The following is a 13,907-nucleotide window of genomic DNA, read 5'->3' on the forward strand; positions in this document are numbered from 1 at the left end:
CATGTCAAAAGGAAGATTCGGCATCCATGGCGGACAGTACATCCCGGAAACACTGATGAACGCCGTTCTGGAGCTTGAGGAAGCATACAATCATTACAAAAACGACCCGGAATTCAACCGCGAGCTCACAGAGCTTCTCAATGAATACGCAGGAAGACCTTCCCGTCTTTACTATGCGGCACACATGACCGAAGATCTGGGCGGAGCCAAAATCTATTTGAAACGTGAGGATCTGAACCACACAGGTGCACACAAGATCAACAACGTATTAGGTCAGGTGCTTCTGGCAAAAAAAATGGGCAAGACCCGTGTCATTGCAGAGACCGGCGCAGGTCAGCATGGCGTGGCAACTGCAACCGCAGCAGCACTGATGGGCATGGAGTGTGAGGTTTTCATGGGAAAAGAGGATACAGAGCGCCAGGCACTGAATGTATACAAAATGCGTCTTCTCGGTGCAAAAGTCCATGCAGTTACAAGCGGAACTGCAACTTTAAAAGACGCCGTTTCCGAGACCATGCGTGAGTGGACAAACCGTATTGCAGATACCCACTATGTACTGGGATCTGTTATGGGACCACACCCGTTCCCAACTATCGTCCGTGATTTTCAGGCAGTCATTTCCAAGGAGATCAAAGAGCAGATGCTGGAAAAAGAAGGCAGGCTTCCGGATGTTGTTCTGGCCTGTGTAGGCGGCGGCTCCAATGCCATCGGAACTTTTTATAATTTTATTGAGGACAAAGATGTCCGGCTTATCGGCTGCGAGGCAGCAGGCCGCGGTGTGAATACCGCAGAGACAGCAGCAACCATCGCAACCGGCCGTCTTGGAATTTTCCATGGCATGAAATCCTATTTCTGCCAGGATGAATACGGACAGATCGCACCGGTATACTCCATCTCCGCAGGTCTGGATTACCCGGGGGTAGGACCGGAGCATGCACACCTTTACGATATCGGAAGAGCGGAATATGTGCCGGTAACTGACGACGAGGCAGTAGACGCATTTGAGTATCTTTCCAGAACAGAAGGAATTATTCCTGCAATTGAAAGTGCCCATGCAGTAGCTTACGCAAAAAAGATCGCACCAACACTTGGAAAAGACAAGATCATGGTAGTTACCATTTCAGGACGTGGAGATAAAGACTGTGCGGCAATCGCCCGCTACAGAGGGGAGGATATTCATGAGTAGAATCACAGAAGCATTTGCAAACGGAAAGGCATTTATTCCTTTTTTAACCTGCGGAGATCCGTCACTGGAGATTACCGAGCAGCTGGTATATGCAATGGAAGAAGCAGGCGCAGACCTGATCGAACTTGGAATTCCGTTCTCAGACCCTACCGCAGAGGGACCGGTGATCCAGGAGGCAAATGTCCGGGCACTGTCCGGAGGCGTTACCACAGATAAAATTTTTGCAATGGTAGAAAAAATACGTAAAAAAACAACAATTCCAATGGTATTTATGACCTATGCCAACGTAGTATTTTCCTACGGAACTGAGCGCTTTATCAAAAAAGCAGCAGAAGTTGGAATGGACGGACTGATTCTTCCGGACGTTCCCTTCGAGGAAAAAGAAGAGTTCGACGTTGTCTGCAAACAGTACGGCCTGGATCTGATTTCCCTGATTGCACCGACTTCCCATGAGCGGATCGCCATGATCGCAAAAGAGGCAGAAGGGTTTGTATACTGCGTATCATCCATGGGTGTTACCGGAATGCGTACCAACATCACAACGGATATCGGAGCCATGGTAAAACTGGTAAAATCCCAGAAAGATATTCCATGTGCGGTAGGATTCGGAATTTCTACCCCGGAGCAGGCAAAAAAAATGGCCGATCAGTCTGACGGAGCCATTGTTGGTTCGGCCATAGTAAAACTCTGCGGAACATACGGCAAAGATTGTGTGCCGAAGGTAAAGGCGTATGTGAAAGAGATGAAGGATGCATTAAGATAAGTTATCTGTTACGGACACATATATAGTTGAAGAAAAAATCTGTTTTACTGAGAGATCATGTAGAACAGATTTTTTTGTATTCAGGATTGTAGAGGAAAATTATAAGATATCTTGCTGAGTGCACAAAGAATCTTGTGAATATTTGACAATGATGGTATAATTTGCACAAGACATATCTGAAAAAAGGAGGATTTTGCGAATGAAGAAGAAAAGATTAAAACAGTTTGCTTCTGTAGTGCTGACACTTACGCTTGCTGTTCAGCCTGTTATTGCCGGCGCGCAGGAGCTGGATGTTCCGGCAGAAAATTTCGACAGTGCGGAAGTTTTTGCAGATGCGAAAGAGGAAGAAACAGAACCGGCTGCTACAGAAACGGAAAACGACAGCGAAGAGGAAAATCTGGAAATTGTGGGAGAACAGCCAGATCTGGAAAATCCGGAGAGTGAAGTGGAAGAGATAGACATTACCGATGATTTTTCAGATTCGGAAACGGATGAGATGCAGCTGGAATCTTCACAGCAGATTGAACTGGAAGAGCCGGAATTTACAACGGATGCGGCAGGAACCAGTATATCCGGGAATAACACGACAGCAGATACAGCATCGGTTATCAGTGTGAATGCAACCTATACAGATTATATAAAAAGTTATGATGATGTTAGCTGGTATAAATTCCGGATATCGAATCCAGGATATATTTCATTTAAATTTACCCATGATTATGTGGATTCCTCAGGAAATTACTGGGAGGCATATCTTTATGACATGGATAAATCCTGTTTAAACAGTTATGATTACCGTGGCACAGAGACATCGGTCACAGGAGGAAACATCGGCGTTCCGGCAGGTACTTATTATATAAAAGTAAAAAAAGGCGGAAGTGGATATAAAGACGTTAATTATAACATAAAAGTAAATTATACTTCATCCAGTATCTGGGAAAAAGAGTTCAACGATACCTATTCTTCACCAAATGTTATGACTCTGGATACCAATAAAACATATTACGGAAGCATAATGAAATATTCGGATGTAGACTGGTATAAATTTAAAATATCAAGTCCGGGATATATTTCACTGAAATTTGGCCATGATTATGTGGAAGAATCGGGAAATTACTGGGAAGCATACTTGTATAACCCGGAAATGAACTGTCTGAATTACTATTATTATCAGGGAAATAACACTTCAGCTACCGGGGAAAATATTGGTGTTCCGGCAGGTACTTATTATATAAAAGTGCAAAAAGGTGGAAGTGGGTATAAAGAAGTAAACTATAATGTAAAAATAAACTATACTGCATCAAGTGTCTGGGAAAAAGAGTTTAATGATGACTACAATTCCGCAAATACAATCAGTATCAATAAAACATATTATGGAAGCATAATGAAATACTCGGATGTGGACTGGTATAAATTTAAAGTATCAAAAATAGATTCTGTTTCATTAAAATTTACTCATAAATATATGGAATCAAATGGATACTACTGGTGTGTCGATCTGTACAATTCAAGTTTTTCGAAGCTGAAGACTTATGATTTGAGAGGAACTGATTCCTCGAAAACCATGCCAAAGATCCGTCTTTCAGCAGGAACCTATTATCTGAAGGTAGCGAAAGACGGAAGTGGCTATTCTAGTGTAGATTACACAATTAAAATAAATCCGTCTCATACGCATGCTTATAAAAATGTTATTACAAAAGCAACTCCGAAAGCCAACGGAAAGATCGTAAAGACTTGTTCCTGCGGCGCCACTAACGGAACGACAGTTCTTTATGCGGCGAACAAAATTTCACTGTCTCCGTCAAGTTGTACATACAATGGAAAAGTGCGAAAACCATCTGTAGTTGTAAAGGGAAGCAATGGTGCGGCAATCAATTCCTCTTATTACACGGTAAGTTACCCATCCGGCAGAAAAAATGTCGGAAGTTATGGGATAAAAGTAACTTTTAAAGGCAGCTACTATCAGGGATCTGTTACCAAGCAGTTTGTAATTAAACCGGCTGCAACATCCATTGCAGCAATTGCATCTGTATCAAAAGGATTTCGGGTAAGATGGAAAGAACAGTCTGTACAAACAACAGGATATCAGATTCAGTATTCAAGAAATTCCAATTTTTCCAATGGAACAACTGTATCTGTCAAAAATAACAAGAAGACAGTAGAAACTTGTAAGCGGCTGACTGGCAGCAAAAAGTATTACGTCCGGGTCAGAACATATAAGGAACTTAATGGAAAAACATACTATTCTGCATGGTCTGCGGCTAAGACTGTTACGACTAAGAAGTAGAAGGGAATATTATTTATAAATAAAAAGAATGCTGTTCTGTCATCAAATGAATGAAATGATGTAACGGCATTCTTTTTGATTTCTCATATATTATTTTGCCTCCAGTTGCCGGATCATACGGTCAATGATCGCAACAGCCTCATCCGGCGTGTAATAGACATCCGAATCCATGTCTGTCAGGAAATCCTGAAAAATCTGAAGGATAAAAGGTTCTGTAATGGCAAAGCACATATGCTCACCTGCATTTGTCTGATAGGTAAGAGAACACGTATTTCCACAAAGAGCCATTCGAAGATTTTCAGAAAGATGATTCAAAGGTTTTTTCAGGATCCGATAAGTACCATTCTGACAACACTGAGTTATTTCATGAAGGATACGGATACGTTGTTTCACAGTCAGAGGATGGTAAAACGTGGATGGGATTTCTTCGAATAATCCATCCTGCAGAAAGCGTGTCATACCATATTCTGTAAAGTATATGATAAATTTTTCATCTTTGATCCGTTGCATATTATCGATAAATAAAGTATCCGCCATAGAGATAACAGCATCTGCTCCGGGAATATTGTAATTAAAAATCTCTTCCAGCAGATCTCTTCGCAGAAATGGTAAAATACATGCTTCAGGTTGAATGAAAATTGATACATCGGCAGAAGCCCTTGTGTTTGCAACAAACTGGAAAAGGGACGGAAGATCATCTGCAACGATGGGAAAGGTCTGGAATACAGGCTGGCAGAGATCCTGATGGGAGCGGAAAAGATTCCACAATGCCTGTAAAATTTCCGAATCCTGATATAAAATTCCCATCTGATAATCGGAAGAACATGTAATGGCATATTCCGAAGTCAGAATCATATAAGGCAGTGCAGAGAGATTTTTAAAATGCGAAATCTCGTTTGTATAAAAGCAATGGATACGGTAATCCAGTTTGTTCATATAGATAGGAAAAAGATTTCTTAAATAATAAAGCTCATAAAGTTCATGGGCTTCTGTAAATTGTGCCGTACGGTTCAGACTGAAAATATGATCGATTTGCAGGGTGCCGGCAGGTTGAATGGTAGATAATAAATGGAGCAAGAAAGGATAGTCGGGCTGCAGAAAAAGAGAAATCCGGCCGTCCTTTTTTGATGCTTCGGAAAGTAAGATACGGCGAACAGAAGAATCCACTGCCTGCCTGGAATTCAGCAGAAGACAGTTTGGGGTGGTTGAAGGAGTTCCTGACATATTTTCCTGGAGAGGAGCACTATATGAAGCCGGAGTGGATTTATTGGGAAAATCGGATAAAAAACGTTCCATACTCTTTCGGATATAATAAGTATTTTCACCCATGCGTGCCATTTTCCAGGCTTCCTTAAATTTATATGTCTCAGGAGGGGTAAGCTGTATAAAACGGGCAATCTGCTCTACCAGCTCCATGGACATTGGTTCACGTTTTCCGTTAATGAATTTATAAACGGTAGAACGTTCCAGATTGCAGTAATGAGCAAGAGACATGACTTTAATATTTTTCTCATGGATATAATATTTAAATAAATCAGAAAATATAGACATATGTAAAAACCATTTCGTAGATACTGTAGATATTTAGAGTATAACATACATGTGGAAACAAAATTAGTCTATTTTTTTGAAAAATCATCAAAATCAGACAGAAAAACTGTCCACAAACTGCGCCCCATGTTGTGATTATCATAAAAGCTTCTTAAAATTGTATAAAGAAAGAGGAAATTTTTTGAAAAAATAAAAAAGACATTAAAGAAACAGGATGGAAGGAAAATGGAAATTTTTAAGAGCACTTTTTTATGCATCAGGAAGTAATATGCCGAAAGGAATTGATAAGCATTCTGTGCCAATGATTGGAATGACATGGTTTCTGGTGGCGTTATTTATCTGTCAGATTTGCTATTTATGCGTGAAGAAAGTATCTGAGGAATATAATATTTCAATGTGGATATTGGTAATTGCGCTGGCAATTCTGGCTGCACAGCTGAAAGAAAAGGTATGGCTTCCATTTGGAATTCAGACAGGCATGTATGGAATGCTTTTTTACCATATCGGATACATAATGAAAAAGAAACAGATATTTGAAAAGAATATAAAAGAAATATCTCCGGAAAGCATCATACTGGGGCTGTTCGTATGGGGAATATGTGCGAAGTGGGGCGGTGTTGCAATGCATAAAGCTGCTTATACCGGAGTTATTTCTGTGGCAGGCCCGGTATGCGGAACTTATTTTGTAGCAAAGTTTTCTCAGTTTATTAATGAAAAAAATAAAACAGCCAGTAAGTTTCTTTCCTGGTGTGGAAAGTTTTCATTATATATTTATGCGATGCATGCATTGGATCGTATAGTGCTTCCAACAATGAAAAACTTTGTTTCAGGCGTATTTACATGTCCATCAAAAAAAGCGGCACTGTTGCTTTGTACAGTCCGTGTTACGGTGGTACTTGTCAGTGCGATAGTTTTTGTAACCATAAAAACGGCATTCAATCGTAAAAAAAAGTAAAACCCGGCTGGTTCCTCTCATCTGGTAACCTATAGTCACTTCAAAAAATACCAACAGGTGGGAGGAAAAAAATATGAAGAAAACACAGATTTTTGCAGGGATTTTATGTTTGGGTATTACAGCGACACTGATGACAGGATGTGGAAAAAGCGAGACTGTTGTTTCGGATAAGGAAGATGACTGCATAGTTGTTGAACTTCCAGATGATTATGGAGTCAGAGATATTTTTAACATCGTATCCAGTACGGAGATTTCTGTGAGTGCGATCAGTGATCCGACGGTGGCACAGTTTTATATGATCGGAAAACTGGAAGATGGGGGTAGTGTAGTATGGAGGTCTAAGGAAGAACAGACTTTCGTGTACACGGAAAAAGAAGTGAAAGGTGTGGAAGTCAGCCATTATGGAAATGAGCTGAGAGATAAAACTCCGATATCTCTTGAGGAATTTGATGAGATATGTGAGAGTAAAGAAGGATGAAAAACCGTAATTATTTCGCTTAAAAAACAGAGGTGTTTTACAACAGTAACTTTTATGAAGCTGATTACAATGATATACTTTGTATAAGATACAGTTGAAAAACTGAGAAGACAAGGAGAGTGTGGATATGAGAAGAAAAAATGCTTTTTTAAGTTGCTGTCTAACATTATGTCTGGCTGTTGGAATGACTGTTTCGGTTCCTGTTTCAGCAGCTGCGAAGACATCAACTGAAACACAGAAGAGTTATCCGAAGTATGAGACATATTATGTAATGAATTGTAAAGAGAGCATTACATTACGCACTCAGCCGGATGTATCATCGGGTGAGCTTTGTCAGATTCCTTATGGTTCAGCAGTAAGTTATATTGAATCAGCTCAGAATGGCTTTTATAAAATTGTTTACAATGGAGCAACAGGATATGGACTTGCAGCATATTTATCAACAGATAAACCGGCAGATTCTTATTACAGCTCTTCATCACAGCCTTCTACGATCATGTATCCGACATACTATGTTGTAAATTGTAAGCAGAGCATTACATTACGGACAAGTCCAAGTACTTCTGCCAGTGAAATCTGCCAGATTCCACTGGGCTCAGCAGTAAGTTATATCGAGACAGCTCAGAATGGTTTTTATAAAATTATTTATAATGGAAGTACAGGATATGGACTGGCGTCTTATTTATCTATATATAAATCATCTGGTAATGTGACTTCCAGTTATTCATCAGCTTATCCGACATATTATGTTGTAAACTGCAAGCAGAGCATTACGCTGAGAACAAATCCAAGTACTTCTGCCAGTGAAATCTGTCAGATTCCACTGGGATCGGCAGTGTCTTATATCAGTACAGCTTCCAATGGATTTTATTATATTTCATATAATGGAAATAATGGATACGCATTGGCAAATTATCTGTCATCTGCGGGAAACAGTTCAGCTTATGATACCTGTCGTGTAGTAAACTGTAAAGAAAGTATTACACTTCGTCCGGCTCCGGATGTAGATTCAGGCGAAATCTGCCAGATTCCACTTGGTTCGACAGTCAGCTTTGTAGCAAGTGCCGGAAATGGTTTTTATGAAATTTATTATATGGGAAATCATGGATATGCGCTTGCGGATTATTTGGATTTTCAGTAAGAAGATAGTTCGATGATATGTAAGAATATAATAAATATGTTCGGGAAGGAATATTCACCGGGGAGTATAGTGAGGGAGGGATAATAATGAAAAAGAAATTTAAATATTTTTTAGCGATAATGTTATCAGTGATTATGTTGTTTTCATTTCCACTTTCTGCTTCAGCATTTGCCAGGAAGGATGTTACGAAAGCATATCAAAAATCAGTTGCAAAAATGATGCGAAATTTTGATTATTATATGGGCTTGGGATGCCTTAGGAATTATCAGTTTAAATTTGATGATTATGCCAAAACAACAATGGTAGCTATCCCTGACTACAAATTAAACGGTCAAAGTTTCTCTTATGTTAAGAAAAAAATACAGCCTCAAATGAAGCTGTATTTTAACACGACAAAAGTAACATTTAAAAAGATGAATACATATCGTTATTCCAAAAATCCAGCTTATCTGATCTACAATAAAAACAATAAGATCATCTATAAAATGGGAGATTGGGGAGAAGCGAGACCTAAAGGATCTGTCCGTAAAATAGTAAAAACAGGTTTGCAGACATATGAAGTTACATACAATGTGTATCTTTATAATTCCTGGGATAAAGTAAATTATGGATTGATGGGAACATATAAAATAAATCTCAAAAAATCAAATAATAAGAATGGATTTATTATTACAAATATGAAACAGACTGTAAACAAAAAACTGTAAACCTCAATAGTATCTGTGAGAATTATTTTCATAGAAAAGAGATCAAAAGTATGAAATAAAAGCATGAAAATAAAAGCATATATATTGGCTTTAAGCGCTATGGCTTTGGTATCAGAAATTTCGCTGAAACCATGTATGGCAGAAGATGAAATGCAAGGGGATTTTTACGCAGATCAGTATCTCGAGCAATATACTTATGAAAATATGCAAGATGATATTGAAAAGCTCCAGGAAAAATACGGGGCATATATTCAGATCAGTTCTCTTGGACAGAGTGCAGATGGCCGGGAATTATATGATCTGGTTATAGGAGATACAAATGCGGAAAAGAAGATTTTTATTAATGCCGGTATTCACGCAAGAGAATATATAACATGTCAGCTTGTAATGAAACAGGCAGAAGCTTTCCTGGAGCATATTGCAAATAACGATGATTATGAACAATTATCTGACTTACAAAATGTAGATGAGAAATCCTGTAATGAAGTTCCATACAAAGAAATGTGGGAAAACTGCCAGATCCATGTTATGCCTATGGTAAATCCGGATGGTGTTGCTATAAGTCAGAAGGGACTTTCAGGACTTCAGACAGAAGAGATGAGAACAAAAGTGACGGGTATTGCAGCACTTGATGGACAGGAAGCGCAGGGAGATTATCTGATAAACTGGAAATCAAATGGATGCGGAATTGATCTTAACCGTAATTTTGATGCACTGTGGGATTCTTATGCAGATCCTGTCGGACATCCCTCTTCGTCACATTATAAGGGACCATATCCTGGAAGTGAGAAAGAGACAGATGCAATGATCACACTTACTGAAGAACAGAATTTTGCCAGAACAGTAAGTTATCATGCACAGGGAAATGTAATTTACTGGTATTTCGGACAGGAAGGACAGCTTTATGAAGATACGAAGGCATTCGGAGAGCGGATTTCAGCATTAACCGGATATGTCATGGATGCAGATTATCAGTCTCTTGACCCTGCCGGTTATAAAGACTGGGCAATCAGCCAGAAAGGAATTCCCAGTCTTACTATAGAGGTAGGTAGAGATACAGTTCCGGTTCCGGAAGAACAATTTGATGAGATCTGGAATGCAAATAAAAATGTGTGGGAAGAATGTGTTTGTGCTGACTGATAAATAAAGGGAGAATGACTTCAGCAGGTATTCTCCCTTTTGCTATATGTTATATAAATTCCTGCTGTATAATTCAGATTGCAGCTCCAAAAGTTCTCAAAATTTATAAAAAAAAGTAAAACCCGACTATGACTATCCATCTGCTAATCTATAGACATATCAAAAAACACTAACGTGATTAGGAAAGGGAGGAAACACAAATGTTTATTATAGTGGATTTGGGAGCACTTATAATATTTCTGGCAATATTGGGAATTGGATTGGGGTATACGATCATCAGTAATATAGGACCTATATTATTTATGATTACGGCCATAATCGCATTTTTTGGTGGAGGCTACATATTTTTTTCCGGATTTACGAAGAAAACAATATCACACAAAATAGCAACCTGTGTAAAAGGTTTAATGATCATGACCATTTTTATGTATGTATTACTTATGATTGATTCTGCGGCCTGGGGAGATAATCTCTCAAAAGGAAGTTATATAGTAATAGGACATTTTGATTTTCTGATGAAAAATATATTTTTTACATCATTAATTGTTGGTCTTGTTTTGATTGAGGTTGCGTTAATACCTGGACAGATAAAAGTACTAGCAGATATTACAAGCAAAAAGGGAGAAGCAATTTTGAATATCATTTCAATTTTTCTGGTAATTGCAATCTATGTTGCTACATTTCAGATTACCGTAAAAGACAATTTTAATAACAACATGGGATTTTTTGCGGAGTTAAATAATCCAAAATACGAAGTAATGCAGAATGTTGATATAAGAAATGATGATCTTCTCTTTGTAAAAACAGGAAGTTTTAAAGCCGGCACAAAATTATATAGTTATGGTAGCAGCATGGAGTACAAAGATACTGAATATGTAGAAGTTACAGATGGAAAACAATTGGGTTATGTACGGGCCGAGGCTTTGAAAACGTTATATTAAAAAAGTAAAAGCCGGTTCATTTCTCTCAGCGGGTAATCTGTAGTTACTTCAGAAAATGCTAAAAGGCGGGAGAAAAAAAGAGGACGATGCAGCTATCATCGTCCTCTGTCTGTATCTATCGCATAAACACCCGCACCATCTTCTCATAAACCTTCCGATACTTCTGGTACCGCATAGGAAGATCAATCCAGGTTTTTTTATCTACAATACTCTTATAATGCGAAAATGTCCGGAAGCCGTCGATGCCGTGGTAGGAGCCCATGCCGCTTTCGCCGAAGCCGCCGAAGCCCATATTGCTGGTGGCCAGATGGATGAGGACATCGTTGATGCAGCCTCCGCCGAAACCGCACCGGGAAGTTACTTCCCGGGCGGTTTTTTCGTCGCTGGTGAAGAGGTAGAGGGCCAGTGGATGAGCCATGGAGTTGATCTTTGCTACGGCACTTCCGAGAGAGTCGTAGGTGAGGATCGGAAGTACCGGGCCGAAGATCTCCTGCTGCATAACCGGATCGTCGAAGGTTACGTTATCAAGAACCGTGGGTTCGATCTGAAGTGTTTCACGGCTGGAACCGCCGCCACAGACGGTTTTGGCAGGATCGATCAGGCTGTTGATACGGTCGAAATGTTTTTCGTTGATGATTTTTCCGTAATCCCGGTTTTTCAGAGGTTCTTTGCCATACTGGCGGCTGATCTGGCGGCGGAGTTCTGCTACCAGGGCGTCTTTGATCTCAGGGTCGCAGTAAATATAGTCCGGAGCCACGCAGGTCTGTCCGCAGTTTAAGAATTTACCGAATACGATACGTTTGGCTGCAAGACGGAGATTGGCGGTTTTATCCACGATGCAGGGGCTTTTTCCTCCAAGCTCCAGTGTGACCGGGGTGAGGTATTCCGATGCTTTCCGCATGACTTCCTTTCCTACAGCCTGGCTTCCGGTGAAAAAGATGTAATCGAAGTGCAGACTGAGAAGATGGGTATTTTCCGCGCGGCCGCCGGTAACAACCGATACATATTTAGGGTCAAAACACTCATGGATCAGAAGGCGGATCACTTCGCTGGTTGCCGGAGAGTAAGCGCTTGGTTTCATGATGGCTGTGTTTCCGGCAGCAATGGCATCTACAAGTGGTTCGATGGTGAGAAGGAACGGATAGTTCCATGGACTCATGATGAGAACCACTCCGTATGGAGATGGCTTGCGGAAACTGCGGGAATGGAACTGTGCCAGCGGAGTGGGAACAGTTTCTTCTTTTGTGTAGGAGCGGATATGTTTCAGCATATGTGTGATCTCGGAGAGCACCAGTCCAGTCTCGCACATATAGCTCTCGAAATTGCTTTTTCCCAGGTCTTTTCGGAGAGCCGCATGGATTTGTGCTTCGTGTTTCTGGATGGAGGCATGGAGGCGTTTCAGGGCGCTGATACGAAAATCGAGATTTAAAGTTGCACCGGAATAGAAGTACTGGCGCTGTTTTTCCAGAAGCTGGGTGATCTGTTCTTTTTCCATGGAATGATAGTCCTTTCTTATAAAATAGGATGCATGATCAGCGGTTACCAGCCGGCGGCATCAGTCTGTAATACAAGGTTTCCAGTTCGCTGGCATCCATCAGGACAGGAACCGGGTACAGAGGATTGGCCTCTTTGTCTGCGTAATGGGAAAGCTCCGGGATATCAGTTTCCTGGATTTCTGGAATATAATCTCCGATGCCGAAACGCTTTTTCATGTCTTTTACCGCGTCAATGAACATCCGGGCAGCAGTTTTATCATCCTCCTGTTTATCGCAGAGCCCTGCGGCCAGAGAAAGGTTACGGAGTTTATGGGTGATGCTGTCACCGTAGGTTTCCAGAACCATAGGCAGGATCACGGCATTGGCAAGTCCGTGAGGAACGTTATATTTTCCACCGAGGGAATGAGCAACTGCGTGAACATATCCCACATAGGATTTTGTGAAAGCGCAGCCTGCAAAATAGGAAGCGCGGAGCATATTTCGTCTTGCCTCAATATTATTGCCGTCTGTATAGGCGGTATCCAGATTTTCAAAGATCAGCTGGACTGCATCCAGGGCGTTTTTCCGTGTGCCTGGTGTGGTGGAATTTCCAATGTAGGCTTCCACTGCATGGGTTAAGGCGTCCATTCCGGTAGTAGCGGTGATAAACGGCGGAAGGCTTAAGGTAACCTTCGGATCAAGAACTGCATACCGTGGGATCAGTGGAAAATCGTTGATGGCGTATTTATGGCGGGTTTTTGCATCGGTGATCACGGCTGCAAGTGTGGTTTCACTTCCGGTTCCGGCAGTTGTGGGGATGGCGATGAGAAGAGGCAGTTTTTTGTGGACTTTCAGGATTCCTTTCATCTGTGCCAGAGACTGGTGCGGTTTGGCAATGCGGGCTGCGGTAGCTTTTGCACAGTCCATACTGGAACCGCCGCCGAAACCGATAATTGCCTGGCAGTCATTGTCCAGATACATATGAAGGGCTTCGTCTACATTGACGGTTGTGGGATTGGCTACGGTTTTGTCGTAGATCTGGTAGGAAATGCAGTTTCGTCTCAGAGTCTGCTCCAGGCGTTCGGTAAGGCCAAGACTTCGGATGCCTGCGTCTGTGATAATAAGCACGTTGTTATAACCTCTTTTTTCCAGAACTTCCGGTATACCTTTGACGCTTCCGATGATCTTTGGATTGCGGTAAGGCAGCAGAGGAAGGGCGAATTTAAAGACATTCTGGAAAATACGGCAGTAAGCTTTTTTTAATGGATTCATGGTGGTTATCG

Annotated in this window: 12 protein-coding genes; 9 read left to right on the forward strand and 3 right to left on the reverse strand. The window is 40.9% G+C overall.

The window, feature by feature from the left end; translation table 11 throughout:
- Position 1 precedes the first annotated feature (1 nt).
- The 3 genes from trpB to G5B06_RS01105 all read left to right on the forward strand — a co-directional run bounded on the left by trpB (position 2) and on the right by G5B06_RS01105 (position 4,236).
- Positions 2 to 1,186: a tryptophan synthase subunit beta gene (gene trpB, locus G5B06_RS01095; RefSeq protein WP_148444925.1), complete on the forward strand. Its 1,185-nt coding sequence runs from the start codon at positions 2 to 4 to the stop codon at positions 1,184 to 1,186.
- Positions 1,179 to 1,949 (forward strand): tryptophan synthase subunit alpha, encoded by a 771-nt coding sequence (trpA, locus tag G5B06_RS01100; protein ID WP_173761850.1) that lies wholly within the window; start codon positions 1,179 to 1,181, stop codon positions 1,947 to 1,949. The genes trpB and trpA overlap by 8 nt, the downstream gene beginning before the upstream one ends.
- 199 nt (positions 1,950 to 2,148) lie before the next feature.
- Entirely contained in the window at positions 2,149 to 4,236 is a 2,088-nt protein-coding gene (locus tag G5B06_RS01105; protein WP_173761851.1) for a hypothetical protein, read from the forward strand.
- A 90-nt stretch (positions 4,237 to 4,326) separates the two neighbouring features.
- On the opposite strand, the gene G5B06_RS01110 is transcribed toward G5B06_RS01105, so the two are convergent.
- Positions 4,327 to 5,787: a helix-turn-helix domain-containing protein gene (locus tag G5B06_RS01110; RefSeq protein ID WP_173761852.1), complete on the reverse strand. Its 1,461-nt coding sequence runs from the start codon at positions 5,785 to 5,787 to the stop codon at positions 4,327 to 4,329.
- Between the two features lie 268 nt (positions 5,788 to 6,055).
- Here G5B06_RS01110 and G5B06_RS01115 point away from each other — a divergent pair, with 268 nt between their 5' ends.
- The 6 genes from G5B06_RS01115 to G5B06_RS01140 all read left to right on the forward strand — a co-directional run bounded on the left by G5B06_RS01115 (position 6,056) and on the right by G5B06_RS01140 (position 11,149).
- Positions 6,056 to 6,742: an acyltransferase family protein gene (locus G5B06_RS01115; RefSeq protein WP_173761853.1), complete on the forward strand. Its 687-nt coding sequence runs from the start codon at positions 6,056 to 6,058 to the stop codon at positions 6,740 to 6,742.
- Between the two features lie 73 nt (positions 6,743 to 6,815).
- Positions 6,816 to 7,220, forward strand: a complete 405-nt coding sequence (locus G5B06_RS01120; protein WP_148444920.1) for a hypothetical protein — start codon at positions 6,816 to 6,818, stop codon at positions 7,218 to 7,220.
- Between the two features lie 127 nt (positions 7,221 to 7,347).
- Positions 7,348 to 8,361, forward strand: coding sequence for an SH3 domain-containing protein (locus G5B06_RS01125; protein ID WP_173761854.1), 1,014 nt, complete (start codon positions 7,348 to 7,350; stop codon positions 8,359 to 8,361).
- A gap of 86 nt (positions 8,362 to 8,447) precedes the next feature.
- The gene (locus G5B06_RS01130; protein ID WP_173761855.1) at positions 8,448 to 9,068 is read left to right on the forward strand and encodes a hypothetical protein; all 621 of its coding nucleotides are present in this window, start codon (positions 8,448 to 8,450) and stop codon (positions 9,066 to 9,068) included.
- A 63-nt stretch (positions 9,069 to 9,131) separates the two neighbouring features.
- Complete coding sequence (locus G5B06_RS01135; protein ID WP_148444917.1) at positions 9,132 to 10,208, forward strand: M14 family zinc carboxypeptidase; 1,077 nt, start codon at positions 9,132 to 9,134, stop codon at positions 10,206 to 10,208.
- Positions 10,209 to 10,408: 200 nt separating this feature from the next.
- Entirely contained in the window at positions 10,409 to 11,149 is a 741-nt protein-coding gene (locus tag G5B06_RS01140) for a hypothetical protein (RefSeq protein ID WP_173761856.1), read from the forward strand.
- A 115-nt stretch (positions 11,150 to 11,264) separates the two neighbouring features.
- Here the strand turns inward: G5B06_RS01140 and G5B06_RS01145 are convergent, their stop codons facing one another.
- Positions 11,265 to 12,644, reverse strand: coding sequence for an aldehyde dehydrogenase (locus G5B06_RS01145; RefSeq protein ID WP_173761857.1), 1,380 nt, complete (start codon positions 12,642 to 12,644; stop codon positions 11,265 to 11,267).
- A 37-nt stretch (positions 12,645 to 12,681) separates the two neighbouring features.
- Positions 12,682 to 13,896, reverse strand: coding sequence for an iron-containing alcohol dehydrogenase (locus G5B06_RS01150; RefSeq protein ID WP_148444914.1), 1,215 nt, complete (start codon positions 13,894 to 13,896; stop codon positions 12,682 to 12,684).
- Between the last annotated feature and the right edge of the window lie 11 nt (positions 13,897 to 13,907).

The organism is Blautia luti (genome assembly GCF_013304735.1).
Classification (GTDB): domain Bacteria; phylum Bacillota; class Clostridia; order Lachnospirales; family Lachnospiraceae; genus Blautia_A.

What these genes read in the sequence shown, in the direction of transcription:
- G5B06_RS01110 (WP_173761852.1), bottom strand. Translation starts at nt 5,787, where the DNA reads ATGTCTATATTTTCTGATTTATTTAAATATTATATCCATGAGAAAAAT.
- trpB (WP_148444925.1), top strand. Translation starts at nt 2, where the DNA reads ATGTCAAAAGGAAGATTCGGCATCCATGGCGGACAGTACATCCCGGAA.
- G5B06_RS01140 (WP_173761856.1), top strand. Translation starts at nt 10,409, where the DNA reads ATGTTTATTATAGTGGATTTGGGAGCACTTATAATATTTCTGGCAATA.
- trpA (WP_173761850.1), top strand. Translation starts at nt 1,179, where the DNA reads ATGAGTAGAATCACAGAAGCATTTGCAAACGGAAAGGCATTTATTCCT.
- G5B06_RS01105 (WP_173761851.1), top strand. Translation starts at nt 2,149, where the DNA reads ATGAAGAAGAAAAGATTAAAACAGTTTGCTTCTGTAGTGCTGACACTT.
- G5B06_RS01125 (WP_173761854.1), top strand. Translation starts at nt 7,348, where the DNA reads ATGAGAAGAAAAAATGCTTTTTTAAGTTGCTGTCTAACATTATGTCTG.
- G5B06_RS01120 (WP_148444920.1), top strand. Translation starts at nt 6,816, where the DNA reads ATGAAGAAAACACAGATTTTTGCAGGGATTTTATGTTTGGGTATTACA.
- G5B06_RS01115 (WP_173761853.1), top strand. Translation starts at nt 6,056, where the DNA reads ATGCCGAAAGGAATTGATAAGCATTCTGTGCCAATGATTGGAATGACA.
- G5B06_RS01130 (WP_173761855.1), top strand. Translation starts at nt 8,448, where the DNA reads ATGAAAAAGAAATTTAAATATTTTTTAGCGATAATGTTATCAGTGATT.
- G5B06_RS01150 (WP_148444914.1), bottom strand. Translation starts at nt 13,896, where the DNA reads ATGAATCCATTAAAAAAAGCTTACTGCCGTATTTTCCAGAATGTCTTT.
- G5B06_RS01145 (WP_173761857.1), bottom strand. Translation starts at nt 12,644, where the DNA reads ATGGAAAAAGAACAGATCACCCAGCTTCTGGAAAAACAGCGCCAGTAC.
- G5B06_RS01135 (WP_148444917.1), top strand. Translation starts at nt 9,132, where the DNA reads ATGAAAATAAAAGCATATATATTGGCTTTAAGCGCTATGGCTTTGGTA.